Origin of the sequence: Halomonas sp. QHL1 (assembly GCF_001882345.1) — a bacterium.
In the GTDB taxonomy this organism is placed as follows: Bacteria; Pseudomonadota; Gammaproteobacteria; order Pseudomonadales; family Halomonadaceae; genus Vreelandella.
The window spans coordinates 1,196,131-1,216,779 of the sequence record NZ_MINL01000001.1; the positions used below are offsets into that span (position 1 = coordinate 1,196,131).

At 57.3% G+C, this 20,649-nt stretch carries 15 protein-coding genes; 8 read left to right on the top strand and 7 right to left on the bottom strand.

The features are described 5' to 3' along the window. Nucleotides 1-4: 4 nt before the first annotated feature. Nucleotides 5-1,009, bottom strand: a complete 1,005-nt coding sequence (gene gap / locus QHL1GM_RS05470; RefSeq protein ID WP_071693569.1) for a type I glyceraldehyde-3-phosphate dehydrogenase — start codon at nucleotides 1,007-1,009, stop codon at nucleotides 5-7. A 213-nt stretch (nucleotides 1,010-1,222) separates the two neighbouring features. On the opposite strand from gap, the gene pyk reads away from it, so the two are divergent. Then, a complete protein-coding gene (gene pyk / locus QHL1GM_RS05475) occupies nucleotides 1,223-2,743 on the top strand; it encodes a pyruvate kinase (protein ID WP_071693570.1) in 1,521 nt (506 codons plus the stop codon). 87 nt (nucleotides 2,744-2,830) lie between these two features. Beyond that, nucleotides 2,831-3,307, top strand: coding sequence for a methylglyoxal synthase (locus QHL1GM_RS05480; RefSeq protein WP_071693571.1), 477 nt, complete (start codon nucleotides 2,831-2,833; stop codon nucleotides 3,305-3,307). On the opposite strand, the gene cra is transcribed toward QHL1GM_RS05480, so the two are convergent. Further along, on the bottom strand, nucleotides 3,304-4,281 hold the full coding sequence (gene cra / locus QHL1GM_RS05485) for a catabolite repressor/activator (protein WP_071693572.1): 978 nt from the start codon (nucleotides 4,279-4,281) through the stop codon (nucleotides 3,304-3,306). The genes QHL1GM_RS05480 and cra overlap by 4 nt on opposite strands. 277 nt (nucleotides 4,282-4,558) lie before the next feature. On the opposite strand from cra, the gene ptsP reads away from it, so the two are divergent. The 4 genes from ptsP (at nucleotide 4,559) to pgi (ending at nucleotide 12,133) form a co-directional block, all read left to right on the top strand. Then, a complete protein-coding gene (ptsP, locus tag QHL1GM_RS05490; protein ID WP_071693573.1) occupies nucleotides 4,559-7,429 on the top strand; it encodes a phosphoenolpyruvate--protein phosphotransferase in 2,871 nt (956 codons plus the stop codon). Next, a complete protein-coding gene (pfkB, locus tag QHL1GM_RS05495) occupies nucleotides 7,429-8,412 on the top strand; it encodes a 1-phosphofructokinase (RefSeq protein WP_071693574.1) in 984 nt (327 codons plus the stop codon). The genes ptsP and pfkB overlap by 1 nt, the downstream gene beginning before the upstream one ends. Next, nucleotides 8,409-10,142, top strand: coding sequence for a PTS fructose-like transporter subunit IIB (locus tag QHL1GM_RS05500; protein ID WP_071693575.1), 1,734 nt, complete (start codon nucleotides 8,409-8,411; stop codon nucleotides 10,140-10,142). Before pfkB ends, QHL1GM_RS05500 begins: the two co-directional genes overlap by 4 nt. Before the next feature lie 323 nt (nucleotides 10,143-10,465). Further along, nucleotides 10,466-12,133 carry a glucose-6-phosphate isomerase gene (gene pgi / locus QHL1GM_RS05505; protein WP_071693576.1) on the top strand — a complete coding sequence of 556 codons (1,668 nt, stop codon included), beginning with the start codon at nucleotides 10,466-10,468 and terminating at the stop codon, nucleotides 12,131-12,133. A gap of 230 nt (nucleotides 12,134-12,363) precedes the next feature. Here pgi and QHL1GM_RS05510 read toward each other — a convergent pair whose 3' ends face one another. Beyond that, nucleotides 12,364-12,903, bottom strand: coding sequence for a DinB family protein (locus QHL1GM_RS05510; protein WP_071693577.1), 540 nt, complete (start codon nucleotides 12,901-12,903; stop codon nucleotides 12,364-12,366). Between the two features lie 180 nt (nucleotides 12,904-13,083). Between QHL1GM_RS05510 and QHL1GM_RS05515 the strand changes: the two genes are divergently transcribed. Both QHL1GM_RS05515 and QHL1GM_RS05520 read left to right on the top strand, forming a co-directional pair. Next, entirely contained in the window at nucleotides 13,084-14,169 is a 1,086-nt protein-coding gene (locus QHL1GM_RS05515) for a PA0069 family radical SAM protein (RefSeq protein WP_071693578.1), read from the top strand. 41 nt (nucleotides 14,170-14,210) lie between these two features. Beyond that, the gene (locus tag QHL1GM_RS05520) at nucleotides 14,211-14,510 is read left to right on the top strand and encodes a helix-turn-helix domain-containing protein (protein ID WP_071693579.1); all 300 of its coding nucleotides are present in this window, start codon (nucleotides 14,211-14,213) and stop codon (nucleotides 14,508-14,510) included. Here the strand turns inward: QHL1GM_RS05520 and QHL1GM_RS05525 are convergent. Genes QHL1GM_RS05525 through coxB form a run of 4 tightly spaced genes read right to left on the bottom strand, consistent with a single transcriptional unit; the run spans nucleotide 14,507 to nucleotide 20,640 of the window. Further along, on the bottom strand, nucleotides 14,507-16,651 hold the full coding sequence (locus QHL1GM_RS05525; RefSeq protein WP_071693580.1) for a cation-translocating P-type ATPase: 2,145 nt from the start codon (nucleotides 16,649-16,651) through the stop codon (nucleotides 14,507-14,509). The genes QHL1GM_RS05520 and QHL1GM_RS05525 overlap by 4 nt on opposite strands. Before the next feature lie 47 nt (nucleotides 16,652-16,698). Continuing rightward, complete coding sequence (locus QHL1GM_RS05530; protein ID WP_083570976.1) at nucleotides 16,699-17,055, bottom strand: hypothetical protein; 357 nt, start codon at nucleotides 17,053-17,055, stop codon at nucleotides 16,699-16,701. A 4-nt stretch (nucleotides 17,056-17,059) separates the two neighbouring features. Further along, nucleotides 17,060-19,600: a cytochrome c oxidase subunit I gene (gene ctaD, locus QHL1GM_RS05535; RefSeq protein ID WP_071693581.1), complete on the bottom strand. Its 2,541-nt coding sequence runs from the start codon at nucleotides 19,598-19,600 to the stop codon at nucleotides 17,060-17,062. Next, the gene (gene coxB, locus QHL1GM_RS05540; RefSeq protein ID WP_071693582.1) at nucleotides 19,597-20,640 is read right to left on the bottom strand and encodes a cytochrome c oxidase subunit II; all 1,044 of its coding nucleotides are present in this window, start codon (nucleotides 20,638-20,640) and stop codon (nucleotides 19,597-19,599) included. Before coxB ends, ctaD begins: the two co-directional genes overlap by 4 nt. Nucleotides 20,641-20,649 lie beyond the last annotated feature (9 nt).

Here is a 20,649-nt window from a genome sequence, read left to right on the forward strand (position 1 = left end):
CGTGTTACTTGGCAGTTGCCTGCATGGCCAGCGCGGTATCCAGCATACGGTTGGAGAAGCCCCACTCGTTGTCGTACCACGCCATGATTTTAACCAGACGACCATTCACGCGAGTGTGATTAGCATCGAAAGTCGATGAGTTGGCATCGTGGTTGAAATCAATAGAGACCAGCGGCTCAGCGTTAACGGCCAGTACCGGTGAGTTAGCCGCGGCCTTCTCAACGATGGCATTAATCTCTTCTTTAGTGGTATCGCGACTGGCAGTAAAGGTCAGATCCACCAGCGAAACGTTGATCACCGGTACGCGAACGGCCAAGCCGTCAAATTTGCCCGCCAGCTCTGGTAGCACCAAGCCCACCGCTGCGGCAGCGCCGGTTTTGGTCGGGATCATTGAGTGGGTGGCACTGCGCGCCCGGTAGGGGTCAGAGTGGTAAACATCCGACAGGTTCTGATCGTTGGTGTAGGCGTGCACCGTGGTCATCAAGCCGTTTTCGATACCTACCGCATCGTTCAACGCTTTCGCAACCGGCGCTAGGCAGTTGGTGGTACAAGAGGCGTTAGAGACAACCGTGTGCTCTGCGGTCAACACCTGATCATTCACGCCATACACAATCGTCGCATCAGCGTCAGGGCTGGGTGCAGAAATCAACACGCGCTTGGCACCCGCTTCGATATGCTTTGCCGCTGCATCTCGTTTGGTAAACAACCCGGTGCACTCCATCACCAGATCGATATTCATCGATGCCCACGGCAGCTGCGAAGGATCGCGCTCTGAGGAGATAGCGATGCGATCGCCATCCACCGTGATGCTCTCGGCGTCGTGTTCTACCTTAAAGGGGAAGTGACCATGCACGGTATCGTGACGCAGCAGGTGGGAATTTAACGAAGGGTCGCCAAGATCGTTAATGGCGACGACCTGTACGCGGTCACGGTAGCTGTTTTCGTAAAGGGCGCGCAGTACATTGCGGCCAATACGGCCAAATCCGTTAATCGCAACTCTTATTGTCATGATAGCTCCTCAATTAACCAATAATAATGAGTGGTATTTTTAGTAAAAAAATTACTAAAAATACGTATTTAAGCGTCATGAGGCCGATAAATAGCGACTTAACCGCCCCAAAAGGCTAGTAAATATCCAATATGTAGTAAAATTACTATATAAACGCTATCGTAGTCCAATACTAAATTGCCAACAATGCCCTTGCATAAGGAGAGCGCCCTCGTGACAAAAGCTACCTCGAACACAGCAGCTCAGGCGTCTACTAACCCTCTTTCCTATCACTCTTCAGGTTCTCATACACCTTTAAGACGCACCAAAATCGTCGCCACTCTCGGGCCCGCCAGTGATCGCCCGGGCGTGCTGGAAGCGATGCTAAAAGCTGGCGTGGATGTGGTGCGGCTGAACTTCTCTCACGGCTCGGCAGACGATCACCGCCGTCGCTTAAGCGAAGTACGTGAGATCGCCGAGCGCCTTGGCCGCAGCGTTGCAGCGCTGGGCGACCTGCAGGGGCCAAAAATTCGTATTGCGCGCTTTGTCGAAGGCGCCGTCAAACTCGATGTCGGCCAAACATTTGTCTTGGACATGGCGCTGGACGCCAATAGCGGCACTGCAGAACGCGTGGGTTGCGACTATCAGACCCTGGCCGATGACGTCATTGAGGGCGATCGCCTACTGCTCGACGACGGCCGTTTAGTACTCGATGTCACACGGGTAATTGGACAAGAAGTGCATACCCGCGTTCACGTGGGTGGCAAGCTCTCCAACAATAAAGGTATTAATAAACAGGGAGGCGGACTCTCAGCGCCCGCCCTCACTGAGAAAGATAAGGCCGATCTAAAAACCGCTATTGAGATCGGCGTTGATTACTTAGCGGTCTCCTTTCCACGCAGCGCCGCGGATATGCAAGAAGCCCGCGAACTGCTTGGCGAAGCCGGTAAAGAGATCGGCCTAGTGGCTAAGCTTGAACGCGCCGAAGCGGTTGCCGACGACGCCACGTTGGATGGCATCATTGAAGCCTCCGAGGCGGTCATGGTGGCCAGGGGCGACCTGGGCGTTGAGATTGGTGACGCTGCGCTGATTGGTACTCAGAAGCGCATCATTAAACACGCACGAACACTCAACCGCGCAGTGATTACTGCCACCCAAATGATGGAGTCGATGATTGAGTCGCCGCTGCCCACCCGCGCCGAAGTCTTCGACGTGGCCAACGCGGTGCTCGACGCCACCGACGCGGTGATGCTCTCTGCGGAAACCGCGGCGGGTGATTACCCGGTGGAAACCATCGACGCGATGAACCGCGTTTGTCTGGGTGCCGAACGTGAGCGTCTCGCTCAGGAGTCAGGCCACCGTATTCATGAAGGCTTTGAGCGTATCGATGAAACCATCGCGCTATCGGCCATGTATGCAGCGAATCACTTATCCGGCGTCAGCGCCATCGCCTGCATGACCTCCACCGGCTATACACCGCTGATTGCGTCGCGCATTCGCTCCGGCCTGCCGATTGTGGGGTTGGCCCACAGCCCTATCGCCCAGCGGCGCATGGCACTCTATCGGGGCGTTGTTTCCATTCCTTTCGACACCACCGATATGGATCCGGCCAACCTTAACCAGGAAGCCTTGAAATGCTTGCAGGCGCAGGGATTTGTCCACCCTGGCGAGCATATCATTCTCACTCGCGGCGACCATATGAATGCCCACGGCGGCACCAATACGATGAAAATCCTTGCCCTGGAAAGCGAGTAATCGGCTAACCTCGGTAACGACGTTAAAACAAAAACGCCATTCGGCCATACGACCGTAAGGCAATTGAACCATGAGGGAAGTGACCAAATGAGTGACGCGCAACCGCCCCGCCAAGCCATCCGCACCCTGCAAGCGCGCAAGCGCATTGCACTGATTGCCCACGATGGTAAGAAGAGTGAAATGCTTGAGTGGGCAACCCGCTGGCAGGATACGTTAAGCCAGCACGAGCTGATTGGCACGGGCACAACGTCAAAGCGGCTTAAAACCGTTTTAGGATTAGAAGTCGAGGGTCTAATGAGCGGGCCCCTGGGCGGTGACCAGCAGATTGGCGCACGGATTGCGGAGCAGCGTCTGGATGTACTGATCTTCTTTTGGGATCCCTTCTCGCCCCAGCCCCACGACCCGGATGTCAAAGCGCTGCTGCGTTTAGCCGCGCTGTGGAATGTACCGGTCGCCTGTAATGCGGCGAGTGCAGACTTCGTCCTCTCCTCGCCCTACTTGAGCGAGAGCTACGACATGTCGATACCGGATGCAGCAGCTTGGGCCCAGGCGCGCACTGTTTAACGCCGGTGCAGATGGCGCGCCACTACCTGCAGCCCGCTCTCATACTGGCCATTCATGGCGGCTAGGGCACAGCTCAACGTTAACTCGGCGATACGGTCGTAATCCTGGAGCGCCGAGTTAACGGGCCGAGGAAGAAAATCCAGCAGCCGGTGGTCGCCAAAGGTGGCTAGGCGAATATTTTCCGGCAGGCCACCGCGCTCTAAGAACACATCAAACACCCCTTCCAGCAGCGTATAGGAAGCCGTCACCAACGCGTCTGCACCGCCCTGCTCATCCAGCAGCTGAATCGCTAAACGCGCCCCTTCGCTGCGCTCATAGTGTGAACCGGTTAGATAAAGCGGCTCTATCTCGCTGCCTTTAAGGGCTGCCTGAAACCCCGCCCGCCGTTCGCAGCTAACCGACAGATCCGGCATCGCTTCCAGCCAGGCAACACGTTTGGTTGCCGCGTCGATCACCGAGCGGGTCAACGTCTTAGCCGCCTCCTGATCGTTACTCACGACACTGGCAAAGCGCGCTGGGTTGAGGCCACGGTCCATTCCCACCACGCACCAGCCCTCGTCTACCAGGCTGGCATAAAAAGTGTCGTCGCTGGGCAAACAGCTAGCAGTGATCAACACCTCACAGCGCTGGGCACGCAGCGCCAACGCCAGTGTTCGTTCACTCTCTGCGCAGTCATCCGAGCTTACGATCAACAGCTGATAACCCTGCTCCCGTGCACCCCGCTCCAGGCGTTTAGCTAGGCGGGCATAACTGATGTTCTCCAGGTCCGGCACGATAAGCCCCAGCAACCGGCTTGCGCCCCGGCGCAGCGCAGCCGCCTGGGGGTCAATGTGATAGCGGTGTTGGCGAACCACCGCCATCACTTTTTCAATCGTCGCTGCGCTTATGCGCCGCTGCTCGGCCTGACCATTAATCACGTAGCTAGCGGTCGTGCGCGAGACGCCGGCTAGCCGGGCAATATCGGCAAGAGTCATTCGGGTCTCCCTTAGTGTAACCAAGCAGTTTATCAGCAAGTTAGCGCCTACCAGACCAAAGTCTAAACGCCCAAGCCTTGTGTCATTCAGTGAATCGATTCAGCATAGCACCATACCCAGATTTAATGGCAAGGATAAACCGACTGAAACGGCACGGTTCATCCCATAGGCGTCCATGCCATTACCATGATCATTTAGCGACGATCACTTTATGTACTCGGCTCTGCTTCGACTTTGGCCTACTAAAATCGGCAGTGCGCGTTTACAGGAGAATACTATGTTGACACTCGGCCCCGATGACATCTTGCTAGACCGCCACGCCGACATCTGGCAAACCGCTCTGGACAGCGCCGCTGAGGCGCTGGTTGACGCCGGATTAGTTGAGGCCGAGTACCGCGACGGCCTACACGCCCGCGAGGCACAATCATCAACGTTTCTAGGCAATGCCATCGCGATCCCCCACGGTACGCCAGAAAGCCGCCAGTATGTGAAGAAAACGGGCGTGCGCGTGTTGCAGTTTCCCCAAGGGATCAAGTGGCACGACGGCCAGCAGGTGCACGTACTGGTAACCATCGCTGCGCAGAACGATGAGCACCTGGATATTCTGCGCCAGCTCACCCACGTGCTGGATCGCGAAGGCGTTTCAGAGCAGTTGGCAAACGCCACCTCCGCGGCAGATGTCGCGCGCCTGCTTTCCAAACCCGCATTAGAACCGCGCCTGGATGCCGACACTCTATGCGTCAACTTTCCTGCTCGCGACCCACAGGAACTCGCCCTGGCTGCAGCCGCCCGCTTACGCCAAAGCGGCTGTGTCGATAACAGTTTTATTACCGCCGTCGCCGCGGCGCAGCCGACCTGGTTAGGCAAAGGGCTGTGGCTAGCAAGCAGCGCCCAGGGCGTTAATCAGCCCGCGCTTGGGGTGGCCACACCTGCTGAACAAAGCCTGGAAAGCGCTGGCCATCCAGTGCATGCACTGTTCTGCCTCGCCGCCCGCGGCGATGCCCACCGCCCGCTGTTAGAGCAACTGATGGCGGTGTTGGAAAACAGCGAAAGCCAAAGCATGATTGGCAAAACCAGCGCTCAGCTGCTGGCCACCCTGGCGGGCGAAACCGCAAATACCCAAACCCGCCGGGTACGGGTGCTTAACCCCCATGGCCTCCACGCCCGCCCCGCCAAACAGCTGGTGCAAATCGCCCGCGCCCAGGCCATGCCGATTCAGGCACGTTTGGAAGAAGGCAGCGCCACCCCGGTTTCTGCCGCCAGCCTGACCAAAGTGATTGGCCTGGGCGCACGCCGCGGCCAGTGGCTGGTGCTTTCAGCCGAGGGTGAGCAGGCAAGCGCAGCGCTAGAGGCCGTCGCCGAAGCTGTTGAATCGGGCCTGGGAGAGAAAGTCACACCCTTTGACGGCGGCTTTGATAGCGCGCCGGAAGCGAGCACCGCCCAACCGGCCGTCGAGCCCCTCGCTGCCGATACGCCCCACGCCGGTGTGGCCGCCTCGCCGGGCTTGGCCATTGCGCCCGTGTTTGTCATTCGCCCGATGCAATTCGAGTACGCCGAGCACGCCAGCGACGCTGAACACGAAATCATCCGTTTAAATAGCGCGTTGAAAGAGGGCGCCGCCCAGCTGCACACATTGGTGCATAACGCTCCGGGTGGCGAAGTCGCCGACATTCTTTCGATGCACGAAGAGATGCTCGACGACCCGGAACTCCATCACGCGGCGACGGATGCCATTCGTGAAGGACGCTCGGCGGAAGCGGGCTGGTGGGAGGCTATTGAAACCGCGGCCCACGCCCAGGAGATGCTCGCCGACCGCCTGCTGGCCGAACGCGCTGCCGACCTGCGCGACGTAGGCCGCCGGGTGCTGGGCGTCCTCTGCGATGTGACGCTTCCCGAACCGCCGGATCATCCCTACATTCTGGTGATGGACGATATCGGCCCTTCCGATGTGGCCCGCCTGGATACCTCTCGCGTGCGCGGCCTGCTAACCGTACGCGGTGGCGCCACGGCGCACAGCGCTATTCTGGCCCGCGCACTAGGTATTCCCGCCGTCGTTGGCGCCGGGCAAGCGGTAATGGCGCTTAACAACGCCAGCATGATGATTCTGGATGGCGAACGTGGCCGAGTAACGTCGCAGCCTTCCGAAGAGCGCCTACAGCGTGCCGAGCAACAGTTGCTCGATCTCCAGCAGCGCGAAGCCGATGCCTGGGAAACACGTTTTGAGGTCGCCCAAACACGCGATGGGCACCGTGTGGAAGTCGCCGCCAACCTGGGTAACACCGCCCACGCTGCCGATGCGGTGGAGCGCGGCGCTGAGGCTGTTGGCCTGCTGCGTACCGAATTTCTGTTTATGGCTCACGCCAGCGCCCCAGACTTAGCCACTCAGATTAGCGAGTACCGTCAGGCAATTGACGCGCTAGATGGCCGACCGCTAGTAGCACGCACTCTGGATGTCGGTGGCGATAAACCGCTGCCCTACTGGCCAGTGCCCCAAGAAGACAACCCCTTCTTAGGCCTACGCGGTATTCGTTTAGCGTTGACCCAACCCGAGGTACTCGAGACGCAGCTTCGCGCGCTATTGATGGCAAGTAAGGATAGTCCCCTGCGGATTATGCTGCCGATGGTCAAAGATATCGCCGAGTTCCGCGCGGTTAAAGTCATCTACGACCGCCTACTCCAAGAGATCCCTACTTCCCAGCGGGCCACCGATGTGCAGTTGGGAGTGATGATTGAAATACCCTCTAGCGCGCTGCTGGCGCCCAGTCTCGCCGCCGAAGTCGATTTCTTCTCAGTCGGCACCAACGACTTGACCCAGTACACCCTGGCGATAGACCGCGGCCACCCGGAACTCTCCGCCCAAGCCGATGGCTTGCACCCGGCGGTGCTGCGCTTGATTCAAATGACCGTGGCGGCAGCCCACACTCAAGGCAAATGGGTCGGCGTGTGCGGCGAATTAGCCTCAGACGCCGTAGCCATTCCCGTATTGGTAGGCCTTGGCGTGGACGAGCTCTCCGTCAGCGCACGGCAGATCCCGCTGGTCAAAGCCCGCCTGCGCGAGTTTGACCTCGCTGACGCCCAGGCCAGCGCTCAGTTGGCTCTTTCTCAAGCCACCAGCGATGAAGTGCGCGATGCACTGGAGGCCCGCTAATGGCCCGCGTGCTGTGCATTACCTTGAACCCGGCGCTGGATTTGGCGTTTAACCTAGAGTCGCTGGTGTTGGGTAGCGTCAACCGCCCGACTAGCGCCCAGTTAGAAGCAGCGGGCAAAGGCGTTAACGTTGCCCGCGTATTGGCAGGTCTTGGCCACGACGTCACCGTCAGCGGCTTTTTAGGTGCCGATAACGACGCTCCCTTCCAATTGGCATTTGCCAAGTACTCCCTGACCGACGCCTTTGTGCGCGTGCCGGGGGAAACCCGCATTAATGCCAAAATTGCTGAACAGAGCGGCCGCGTTACCGATATTAACGGCCCCGGCATGCCGATTGACGTCGCGCATTTGCAGACACTGATCGACAAACTGAATACCGAGCTTTCCAGCGCGACGCCACCCCAGGCGGTCGTCGTGGCGGGCAGCCTGCCCCCCGGGCTATCACTGGACGATTTCAGCGCGCTGTTAAACCACTTAAACGCCAGCGGCGTACCGCTCTGGGTAGATACCAGTGGCCCGGCACTCAATGCGGCCATAGCGACTCACCCCGCCGGTGTTAAGCCTAATGAAAACGAACTTGCAGAGTGGGCGGGCGAAGATATGACCTCATCCGATGCGCGCTTGAATGCGGCCAAGCGACTGCATAAAAGCGGCATCGCCCATGCGCTGATTTCAGCAGGAGCCGAAGGAGTGCTGTGGGTTAACGCCCAGGGTGCCTGGCACGCCACACCCCCCAAGGTTACCGCGACGAATACCGTTTGCGCTGGCGATACCTTTGTTGCGGGCATGCTCCACGGCCTGCTGACTCATCAGAACGGCCAGCAAGACGCTGAACAGACGCTGCGCTTTGCCACCGCGCTCTCGGCCGAGGCCGTGCGCCACGTTGGCGTGGGCAACCCCCACGCTGCCGATTTCGATTCACTCCAACAACACACCCGGATACGGCGTCTTGATGACACCATCACCGAGGGAGCCACGCTATGAATATTATTCTGATTACCGCCTGCCCCAGCGGCATGGCGACCACCTTCCTCGCGGCTAAGCGCCTGGAACAAGCCGCCCAGCGTCAAGGCTGGTCGGCACACGTGGAAATGCACGGTGAAGTCGCGCCACTCCAGGCCGCCACTGCCGAGCAGATCGCCAATGCTGATTTGATCGTGGTCGCCGCTGATCACGTGCCTGTCCCGGAGCGCTTTGAAGGCAAGCGGCTATTCCAAGCGCCGATTGCCAGTGCACTCCCCGACCCCAGCGCTTTTCTGGCCCAGGCTAAGCGTGAAGCGCCGATTTATAGCGCACCTGCCGCTTCTATCGCACCTACCGCTGCAAGCAGCACAGGTGGCAAGAAAATCGTTGCCGTCACCGCCTGCCCCACCGGCGTGGCGCATACCTTTATGGCCGCCGAAGCACTCTCAGAGGCGGGCAAAGCCATGGGCCACGCCATTCGCGTCGAAACCCAAGGCTCGGTGGGCGCACAAGATAAATTGACCGAAGAAGAGATCGCCGACGCCGACATAGTCGTACTAGCCTGCGATATCGACGTTGATCCGTCGCGGTTTGCTGGTAAGCGCATCTACCGCACTTCTACCGGCAACGCGCTGAAAAAGCCACGCCCTACCCTTGAAGCCGCGCTTAGCGAGGCCGCTATAGAGAGCGGCAGCAGCAGTGCGGGCACAGCCAATAAGAGCGTCAAAGAGAAAGGCGTTTATAAGCACCTGCTCACCGGCGTTTCCTTTATGCTGCCGATGGTAGTGGCCGGCGGCCTGCTAATTGCGCTCTCCTTTGTGTTTGGCATTGAGGCCTTTGAGCAGGAAGGCACCCTGGCCGCCGCACTGATGCAGATCGGTGGCGGCACCGCCTTTGCACTTATGATTCCAGTGCTGGCAGGCTATATTGCCTACTCCATCGCCGACCGCCCCGGCATCGCACCGGGTATGATTGGTGGCATGCTAGCGGCTAATATCGGCTCCGGCTTTATCGGCGGTATTTTGGCAGGTTTCCTGGCAGGCTACGTGGCGCTGGCGGTTACGCGCTATGTCAAACTGCCCTCCAGTGTTGAATCCCTCAAGCCAATTCTGATCATTCCTCTGGTGGCCAGTTTGGTCACCGGCCTGACCATGATTTACGTAATTGGCGAACCGGTCGCGGCGCTGCTTAATGCCCTGACCAGCTTCCTGGAATCCATGGGCTCCACCAACGCAGTACTGCTGGGTATTCTGCTGGGCGCGATGATGTGCTTCGATCTGGGTGGCCCGGTCAACAAAGCGGCTTACACCTTTGGCGTAGGCCTGCTCGCTTCTGAAACTTACGGTCCCATGGCGGCTATTATGGCGGCGGGGATGGTACCTGCCATAGGCATGGGTATTGCCAGCTTCGTAGCGCGCAACAAGTTCTCGGCACCGGAGCGCGAAGCGGGTAAAGCCTCTTTCGTACTGGGCTTGTGTTTTATCAGTGAAGGCGCGATCCCCTTTGCGGCAAAAGACCCGCTACGCGTTATCCCCGCCTGTATCGCAGGGGGTGCACTCACCGGCGCCCTCTCGATGCTGGTAGGTGCAAAACTGATGGCACCTCACGGCGGTATCTTTGTACTGCTGATCCCCAACGCCATTACCCCGGCACTGCTCTACCTTGGCGCTATTGTGGCTGGCTCGCTGGTGACGGGTTTAGGCTATGCATTTATCAAACGTGATGCGGCACAGGTAGCACTCGCCACCTAACCGCTGTTACCAAAAAGTGAGGGCAGGCGAACATGCCTGCCCTTTTAAATACGTCGCTTTACGCATTTAATACCTTTTCACGCCATTTATACCCTCTACTCTTTGTCATTTTTTATGTAGTATTTTTACATAGCCTACTTTTTGATCACCAATTCACTTATAAGAAACCTCTGATTAACGTAATGAGCGCAGGCCAGACAAGGCAAAAATCAACGATAAAGCGGAGTTTACGTGGGTGTAAATGAGCATTTTGAGGCGATTTTTAACGCCGTATGGGCAAGCGCAGTAGTTAATCAAAGGTTTCATAACAAACGGATCGCCCTATGTTTCAGCTAACTCGTAGTGTCACCTGGCAGGCCCTTGACCGCCTACGCGACAAAACCGCTAACGACCGCATTCGTGATTACTTCACCAATGACCCGCAGCGCTTTGAGAAAATGAGTTTACGGGTGGGCGGTCTGTTTCTGGACTACTCGAAACACCACGTCTCCGATGAAGTGCTCACCAAGCTGATTGAGCTAGCCGACCACTCCGCCCTGGTACAGCGCCGGGCACAGATGTTCTCCGGCGATATTATCAACGTTACGGAAAACCGCCCGGTACTACATACGGCTCTGCGCCACTTAGGCGATGAGCCGGTCTATGTAGACGGCGAAGACGTTATGCCGGAGATCACCCGCACTCGAGAGCAGATCAAGCTGTTCTCGGAAGCGGTGCGCAGCGGTGAATGGAAAGGCTACATCGGCAAACGCATTAAAGACGTGGTCAATATCGGCATTGGCGGCTCGGATCTTGGCCCCAACATGGCGGTACGCGCGCTGCTCAAATACCGCCACCCGGAGCTGCATTTCCACTTCGTCTCCAACGTGGACGGCACCCATATTCAGAAGGTGCTTTCTCGGCTTGATCCAGCCACCACGCTATTTATCGTCTCTACCAAGACCTTCTCTACTCAGGAGACCCTGCTGAACGCCAAAACCGCACGGCGCTGGTTCCTGGAGAACGCTGGTGAAGATGCCGACGTGGGCGCGCACTTTATTGCCGCCTCCACCAACCGCAAAGCGGCGATGGAGTTCGGCATTCGCGAAGAGAACGTGTTCGAATTCTGGGCCTGGGTGGGCGGCCGTTATTCCATGTGGTCTTCCATCGGGCTGCCGATTGCGCTGTCGATCGGTTTCGAAGGCTTCATCGAGCTATTGGAAGGCGCTCATGAGATGGATAACCATTTCATCAACGCGCCCTTCTCGCAAAACATGCCGGTGCTGATGGCGCTGATTGGTATTTGGTACATCAACTTTATTGGTGCCGAAACTCAAGCCATCGTGCCCTACGACCAGGCGCTGAACCAACTGCCCTCCTTCCTGCAACAGCTGGATATGGAGTCTAACGGTAAGTCGGTGGATATTTTCGGCCACCCGGTGAATTACAAAACCGGTCCGATTGTATGGGGCCAAACCGGCTCCAACGGCCAGCACGCCTTCTTCCAGCTACTGCACCAGGGCACCCGCTACGTGCCGATTGATTTTATTGCCTCGCTCAAGCCCGAACCCGGCGTGGAAGACCATCACTTCGCCCTACTGACCAATATGCTCGCCCAGGCCAACGCCTTTATGGAAGGCAGCCAAGGCGATAGCAAAGAGCTTAGCCAGCACGACCCCTACAGCTGCCCCGGCAACCGCCCGTCCAGCACCCTACTGCTGGACGAGCTAACGCCGAAAAACCTGGGCGCGCTGATTGCGCTCTACGAGCACAAAGTGTTTGTTCAGGGCGTGATCTGGAACATCAACTCCTTTGACCAGTGGGGTGTGCAACTCGGCAAGCGCATCGCCGGTGAAATCAGCGAACGCATCGATACCAACGCCGCCGACTTCGACACCTCCACTCAAGGCCTGCTTGAACTGGTTCGCGCTCACTTCCCCAATGGCGGCAGCGACGAAGAGGAGAGCGCACCGGCCAGTGCCGATAAAAAGCCATCACGGAAGAAGCGTTGAACGGTTAGGTTGGTAAAGCGATAGAAAAGCAACGCCTTAGCTTGAGAAAGCTAAGGCGTTTTTTTAGGGAAGTTGGGCGACTAAGCTTTTAACAGTAGCAAGGCGGCCATCAAGTTCTCTGTAACGATTGGATGCAATGGATGGCAAGACACATTGCAAATATGTGTATCGACAGGGTTGAGAACGGATAATAACTACCCACACGCTTAATCTCTTACTTCTAATTAACCTTATCCCTCATCCGGAATCAGCGCCAGCATATCGGTGATGCCAATATCCACACCGGCTTGGGAGAATAAAGTAGATACCTGCCCGCGGTGGTGGGTTTGGTGATTAAAGAAGTGAACGATCAGGCTTGAGTAGTGCCGTTTTGAAGCCACTCCTTTTGTGTTGTGGTAACTCAGCATGGTACTCAAATCGTCATCTGTCAGCGCTGCTACCCAGTTAATAATCACGGTATCGAGCCATTGGCGATGCGCTTTCAAGCCTACTAAATCATCAAACATCACATGATCAAGCCGCTCTGGCGTAGGAAGGTCAATCATTACCGCAAGCGTTCTTGCGGTAGAAGAGGGGTGCGTGGCAAACCGCTTGAGCCAAATAGTGTCGGCGACCGCGATGTGGTTTAGCGTGCCAAAAATCGAGCCGAAGAAAGCGCCACGCTCTTGGGTAAGTTCAGCAGCCGACAGTTTGCTGGCGGCATCGTATACCTTTGCGTTCATCCAATGATTATAGGATGCCATTAATGCAAAATGTGGTTGCAGTTCCATGGGTCATATTGCCTCTCTCATTACTGGCGCCAGCGGGCTTTTTAAGAGTATGAAATAACGATGCGCCTTTTCATCCCCCGAATTTGGCATTTAAGCCACTAAGCCTCTCCTTGCGCCTTTGCCCAAACGCCATATACTGTATATATAACCATATATAGTTATACAGGTCAGAGGTGGCAAATGACGACGCCCGATCAAACATCTAGTGTTTCAGCTGTGCGTAAAGGTCGTGGGGCAACGTACGACCCACACAACCGTTTTTCGCCCACCCGTAGCGTGGCGGAAGATGACGGCTGGTGGCGGGAAGAGGCCTCTACGACTATCGCCACCGAAGTGCGCGAGGAGGTGAGCAAAAGCGCACTGTCTTGGAATAAGTCGCCGGACTTGCCATTTGATCGCTCGCTGAACCCTTATCGCGGCTGTGAGCATGGCTGCGTTTACTGCTATGCCCGCCCTTCTCACGCCTACTGGGACTTATCACCAGGGCTGGATTTTGAAACCAAACTGATTGCCCGCAGCGGTTTAGTGGAGCGGTTAACCGAAGAGCTGTGCCACCCTAACTACGTGTGCCGCCCGATCAACCTTTCCGGCAACACCGATTGCTACCAGCCGTTAGAGGCTACCTACCAAACCACACGCCGTTTGCTGGAGCTGTTACTGGAGTGTCGCCATCCGGTAACGCTGGTGACCAAAAGCACCTTGGTGCTGCGCGATTTAGAGCTCCTGGCGGAAATGGCCGAACACCGGCTGGTGCGCGTATTTGTCAGTTTGACCAGCCTGGATGCCGACTTAAAACGCACATTAGAACCTCGGGCAGCATCCCCTCAGGCGCGCTTGCGGGCGATTCGTGAACTGAATACTGCAGGTGTTCCAGTGGGTGCACTGATTTCGCCGGTTATTCCAGGGCTAACCGATCATGAAATCGAAAAACTCTTGGAAGCCGCCAGCCGTGCAGGGGCGCGAACCGCTGCCTGGATGCTGCTGCGCTTACCCCATGAAGTGGCGCCGCTATTTGAAGCGTGGTTAGAAGCTCACTACCCGGAGCGCGCTGCGAAAGTGATGAGCCTAATGCGTCAGTGCCGTGGCGGTAAGGCGTACGACGCCAAGTTTGGTACGCGCTTTCGCGGTGAAGGGGTATTTGCCGATTTAATTGCGCAACGCTTTGCCCGCGCCAGCCGCCAGTGGAACATGCAGGATCGCACCGAGCAGGGCTTGAACACCCGGGATTTTCGCCCACCACGAGCGCAGCAGGATTTATTCATTTAAGCTAAGCATCACGCGCATAAATTAGCTGCAAAGGAAGCCGAATGCCTGCTCTAAGCAAAACCAAATCGAGTTTTTACCGCCGTTTATACGTCGCCCATTTGATCGAACAAGGCGCTGCCAGCGTGCCTGCACTAATCGAGGCCACCGGCATGCCGCGGCGCACCGCCCAGGATACGATCGCCTCCCTTGCCGAGCTGGATATCGAGTGCGTATTTACTAAGGATGACGGCGAGCGCCACAACATCGGTCGGTACCAGATACGTGATTGGGGAGCGATCGATCCACGCTGGGTGGCTACCAATGCCGAACGGCTTAAACAGGCGCTTGGCTATGCTATTTAGCCATTATCATCCGACTCTGCCCAGGCCAGCCGTGCAGCGTTGAGGGTAACCGTCAGCGAGCTTGCCGCCATGGCGATTACCGCTACTAGCGGGGGGATCGCCATCAGCACCACCAGCCCGAGTGCCAAGGTATTGTAGAGCGCTGAAAAGAACAGATTCTGAACCATGATGCGTCGCGTACGTTTAGCAATACCAAGCAGTTTGACTACACCCCCCATCCCCGGCGTCATTAGCTGTGCGGAAGCCCCTTCGCGGGCGGCTTCGCTGGCATTTAACGGAGCAATGCCAACATCTGCCGCGGCTAGGCTCAAGGTATCGTTTAAGCCATCACCCACGTAGAGCGTTGGCGATGGCAGCGCCTGCAATAGGCGCGCTTTGGCTTCAGGCGAGCGCTGGGCATAGCAAGCTTCACGGGCAAGCCCTATTCGCTCACCTAACCAACTCACCACCCCCTGCCTATCGCCGCTGATCATAGCAACGACATAACCTGATGCTAGCAGACGCTTTACGCTCGGCTCGGCGTCATCCACTGGTTGATCGGTGAGATAGAGCGTGGCTAGCCAACCCGTCTCGTCGGCCACCAACACTTGAGAGGTAAAGGCCAGCGCAGCATCTTCCGCTTGGGCAGGAAGCGCTATTTGCTGGCGAGCAAGCCAACTTGCACTGCCCACTGTGAGCCACTCACCGCTGTTGAGTTGCACGCGGCGCCCTTCCCCTGGAGTGTCATTCACCTGCTGGCATTGCTTTGGATGTTGACCATGCTGGCTACCTGACCAGCGCGCTAGCGCTTGTGCCAAGGGATGTTCACTGCCAGTAACGGCGCCACTGAGCTTTCGCTGCAAAGTGTGCTCATCAACGCCTTCCCGTGCTTGCCAGTGCAGCACCGAGTGGTTACCAGTAGTTAAAGTACCGGTTTTATCCAGCGCTACCGAGCGAATGCGTGCCAAGGTTTCGAGCGCTGCCGGGTCGCGTAGCGCAATACCCTGCTGCATGGCCTGGCCGCTACCGGCAAGGCTTGCCAGCGGCACCGCCAGCCCAACGGCGCAGGGGCAAGCGACCACTAACACCGAAAGTGCGCGCACAAAAGCTTCCTCCCAGCCCAGACCCAGTAGCAGCGCAGCGGGCAGGGTTAGCATCGCTAGCACTAGGGCTAGCGGGCTTAGCCAAGCGGCAAAACGATCAGCCAGCTTCTGCAATTCGCCTTTTTTGGCTTGATAGCGGCGCATTTCGTCACGCAGCCGGTCCAGCCGCCGCCTGCCTACCTCAGCACTCACCTGCATGACCAGCGGCGTTGTACCCAAGTAGCGGCAGCCCGCATAGACCTTCTGTCCTGAATGAAAGTGGCGCGGCAGGCTTTCGCCGGTAAGCGAGGCAGTATCGATCCAACCGGGAACTTCAAGCGTGCCATCCAGCGCTACCAACTCTCCAGGCGCTAGCTCGACGCGCATTCCTTTAGTCACTGCTTCTAAGGGGAGCGATAGCCAGCTTTCAGCTTGCCAAACCTTTACGTTGCAGTCTGGTATCGCGAGCGCATCCAACGCTTTTAACCCACGGTGACGGCATAGCGTTTCCACCAGCCGGCCAACCAGTAAAAGCACAATCAACATCACCGCGGTGTCGAAATAGACCTCGTTTGAGCCGCGCCATAGTAGCCAAACTGAGACCATCACCGCGCCGATAACGCCCAGACTCACCAGCACATCCATACCGGGGCGCTTGGCAAGCAGCGTGCGCCACCCGGCCCGGTAAAACGGTACCCCTGCGAACAGCACGACAGGCAGGGAAAACGCCCCTGAAACCCACGCCACCACCAACTCAACCCGCTCAGAAGGCAATGCACCCGCGTATATCAATAGTGAAGCGAGCATCGTCCACATGCCGAACAGTGAACCGACCATCAACCTAAGCGTCAGGTAGCGGCTCTCCTCTTCTAAACGCCCATGGGCATCCGACACCGGCTCAAGTTCCGAAAGCCGATAGCCCAGGCGTTTAATTTTTGGGGCGAGCGTTGAGAGCTGGATAGCGGCAGGTGTACCGCTAATACAGAGCGTCGCGGTTGGGTAGTGGACACTGACCTCACGCACGCCTCTAAGCCGCTTTAGAGAGCCCTCCACGGCTAGGGCACAGCTGGTGCACCACATACCGTGGAGGGTATAGAGCTGCTCATCCTCTTTGCTAAGCGGATCGCTTACAGGCAAGGCGGAATGCCCATAATCGGCATTGCCGCAAACACAACGCCTAAGGTAGAGAAAAGATACAGCCCGGCAGAAACCGTGGCATTAAAGCGCAGCCGCCCTTCATGGCGTTTGGCCATGCGGCAACAGCCCACCGTTAACGCTGCCAGTAACGCAATCGCCGCGATACTGACCACAAGCAGCATAGCGTTCACCAGGGTGAATACGCCCTGCTCGGGAGCAGGTGGCGCCACTGCACAGGCCACTGCATGCCCGCCGTAAACGGCCACGAACCAGATACACCAAAGCGTTAAGCCAATGACGAAATGTAAAGGATGGGTAAGATGTAAACGCTGCATCGTCATGGACATTAGCTTAGCTCCCTATCACACGCGGCAGCACGGCAAGCGCGCCCACAAGTATCCAGAACGTCACAAGATTATAGCGCCACCACTGGGCAACCACGGCAGGCTCGAAAGGTGCATGGGCGCCCACAAAGCCATAACCCACTCGCAGGCCCTGAAGCAGGGTCAGCACAGCGCCTAAGCCACCGTGTAGCAGCGAGTAGGCCAACCCGACCATAATGATCGCATCATGGGAGGTCTCGGTCACCGCCAGGTCTGCACTCAGCAGCACCCACAGCGTTATCGCTACCTGCACAAAGCCTAGGGCACTGATGCAATACATGCCGATTGCCAAGCCCTCATCCTTACCCTGGCGCAAACCGCGCACCAGTTTTTCGAGAATTCCCGCGCCAGCGGTTAGCGCCACCCCAGCAAGGATCAGCCCCACCAAGGAGAGCGGTGAGGTGTCGGGCATCCGCCATTCGGGGGACACCGTCCACAAGTAGAACCAGCCAAACAGATAAGAAAGGAAGAACGAACCATTGGCGAGCAGCGTGATCGACATGGCCCATAGGCCGGGGCCATCCATGGTGCGCGAGTGCAGCGGTGGATCGCCGGGGGCTACTTCTGCATCCGGCGCCGCTTTTGGATGTGCACCATTCTCCCAAGACCAGCGCAGTAGAAATAGGCCAGCCACGACAACGGCGATACCAGCCAGCGGATATAGCCGCGTCAGCAGGCTTAAACACACCACGGCCAGCGCCATCGCGGCGAACAGCGGCCACCAGGAGTTACCCGGAAGGTGAATAATTTCGCGCACTTTGCCGGTCAAAGGGTCGGTGCCCCACATCTCCCGTCGGCCATGGGTAGCAACCGCCAGGCTATGCTGCCCTTCTGCCATGGTGCGCGGTAGATCTGGGTCATCCCATAGTGGGTGGCGCGTCTCGATCTTTGGAAGACTGACAAAGTTATAGGCGCTAGGCGGCATACTGTTGGCCCACTCCAGGGTATCCGCGTTCCAGGGATTATGCTTAGCGGGTTTGCCAAAACGGAAGTGCAGCGCAAAATCCAGCAGCACCATGGCAATCCCCGCCGACATAATAAAGCTACTCATGGATGACAGCAGGTTGAAAATATCCCAGCCCATGCCCGTTTCATAAGAGTAGACCCGTCGCGGCATACCCAATAGGCCAGTCCAGTGCATGATCAAAAAGGTGCCATTAAAGCCCAAAAAGGTGAGCCAAAAGCCCCATTTGCCCAGGGTTTCAGAAGGCATTCGCCCTGAAAACAGCGGCAACCAGTAGTAGAGCCCGGCAATCAGTGGGAAGAACATCCCGCCCACCAGCACATAGTGCATATGCGCCACTACAAAGTGGGTGTCGTGCACCTGCCAGTTAAAGGGCACCAGCGCCAGCATTACCCCGGTCAAGCCACCACATACGAAGATAATCAGGAAGCCCATGATCCATAACATAGGCAGTTTCATCTTGGGCTTGCCCAGCCATAGCGTGGCCAGCCACACAAACACCTGAATCGCTGTTGGTACCGCCACCAACATACTGGCAGCGGAGAAGAACGCCTGGGCCAGTTGCGGGATTCCCACGGTAAACATGTGGTGAACCCAGAGCCCGAAACTGATAAAGCCTGTCACGGTAATGGCGAAGACCACCCAGCCATAGCCAACGATCGGACGGCCAGCAAAGACAGGTATCAGAGTGGAGACAATGCCCGCTGCGGGCAGAAAAATGATGTAAACCTCAGGATGGCCGAACAGCCAAAAGAGGTGCTGCCAAAGAATCGGGTCACCGCCACCCGCCACTTCGAAAAAGGGCATCCCTACTGCGCGCTCAAGTTCCAGTAGAATACTGCCCAGAATCAGCGGCGGAAAACCAACCACGATCATCAGCGCCATGGCGAGGATATACCAGGCAAATAGCGGCATTTTGTGCAGCGCCATGCCCTGGGTGCGGGTACGCAGTATCGAAACAACCAGCTCGACCCCGGCAGACAGCGCGGAGATCTCAACGAAGGTAATCCCTAGTAGCCAAAAATCTGAGCCCAAACCCGGTGAGTACTCGCTGCTGCTGAGGGGGGTATACATAAACCACCCGCTGTCAGGCGCCATCTCTAACACCAAACTAAACGACAGGATGATGCCGCCAAACAGATAGCACCAGTAACCCAGCGATGTTAAACGTGGGCAAACCAGATCCCGGGCACCGATCATCTTTGGGATCATATAAATCGCCAAGCCTTCCAGCATTGGGATGGCGAACAGAAACATCATCACCGTGCCATGCATGGTGGTGACTTGGTTATAGATATCCGGCGACATAAAGTCTTGGTCGGGGAGCGCCAGCTGGGTGCGCACCAGCATGGCTAACAGCCCGCCGAGCAAGAAGAACGCCATCCCGGTTACCATAAAGCGTAAGCCGAGAGTGGTATGATTCACAATGGTGAAGGCTTTTAAGCCCCGCGGATTGCCCCATATCTCGTGCAAGTCACTGTGCAACTGGTCGGGGCCTGCGATGTTATCGCCTTCTGGGGTAGCTTCTCGGTTAATAGTGGTCATGGGGTTAGCGTCTCCAGCCAAGCCCCCAGGCTCTCCAAGGTAGCCGTCTCAATATCACCGTGGGGCGGCATTTTATTGCCCGGTTTTAAGCGTTGGTGATGCTTTAGCCAGTGGGTGACTGCGCCCTCCTCCATGGCCATTATTCCCGCCCCGAGGCTCGTCCGGCTGCCAAGATCAGAAAGATCTGGCCCCTCTTCCCCAAAGGAGAGTCCTGCTACCCGGTGGCAGCTAGCACAATGGGTCATAAATGCCTCCCTGGCAGTTTCATGCTGCTGATCGTTTGCAGCTAGCGAAGATAATGCTTCCGTTTGGCGAGCGGCCAGCCAGGCGTCGTACTCGTCCCGCTCGACGGCTTCCACGTAGAGCTGCATTTGGGCATGCTGGGCACCGCAGAACTCGGCGCACTGGGCGCCAAATACCGCCGGTTCGTCTGCTTCTAAGCGTATTTTATTCACTCGTCCAGGAACCATATCGATCTTCCCGCCCAGTCGCGGCACCCAGAAAGCGTGAATAACGTCGGCACCGGTAACGTGAAAGTCGACCGGTTCCCCTGCCGGCATGATGAGCTGATTAGAAGTCACCACCTCGCCCCCTTCTGCGCCAGGGTAGCGCACTTCCCACCACCACTGATGGCCGATAACTTCAATCACCTCCGGCGGCTCTCCCAGGGGCAACGGTAAAAGCCGCTGTCCGGTGGGCACACCAAAGGCTAGTAGCGCGGTAATGCTGGCGACCGGCAGCACAATGCCACCGCCAATAATCCAGCGGCGCGCTATTTTTCGCTCCTCAGCAGGCGTTCGCGTTACTTCTTTGCGCTTGAAGGTATACAGCCAAAAAGCAGTCACCAGCACCAATACTACGGTGCCAAAACCCAGCATTACCCACCAGATCATCACCACGTCTCGCGCGGCCTGGCCTGCCGGGTTTAGAATAGACTTATCCCCGGCGCAACCGGTTAGCAACAGACCAGCTAACAACGCTAGCGGTATGCCAAGCGAGTTGACCCGCTGCTTGGTTAAGCGTTGAATAATCAACCTCATCCCTTGAAT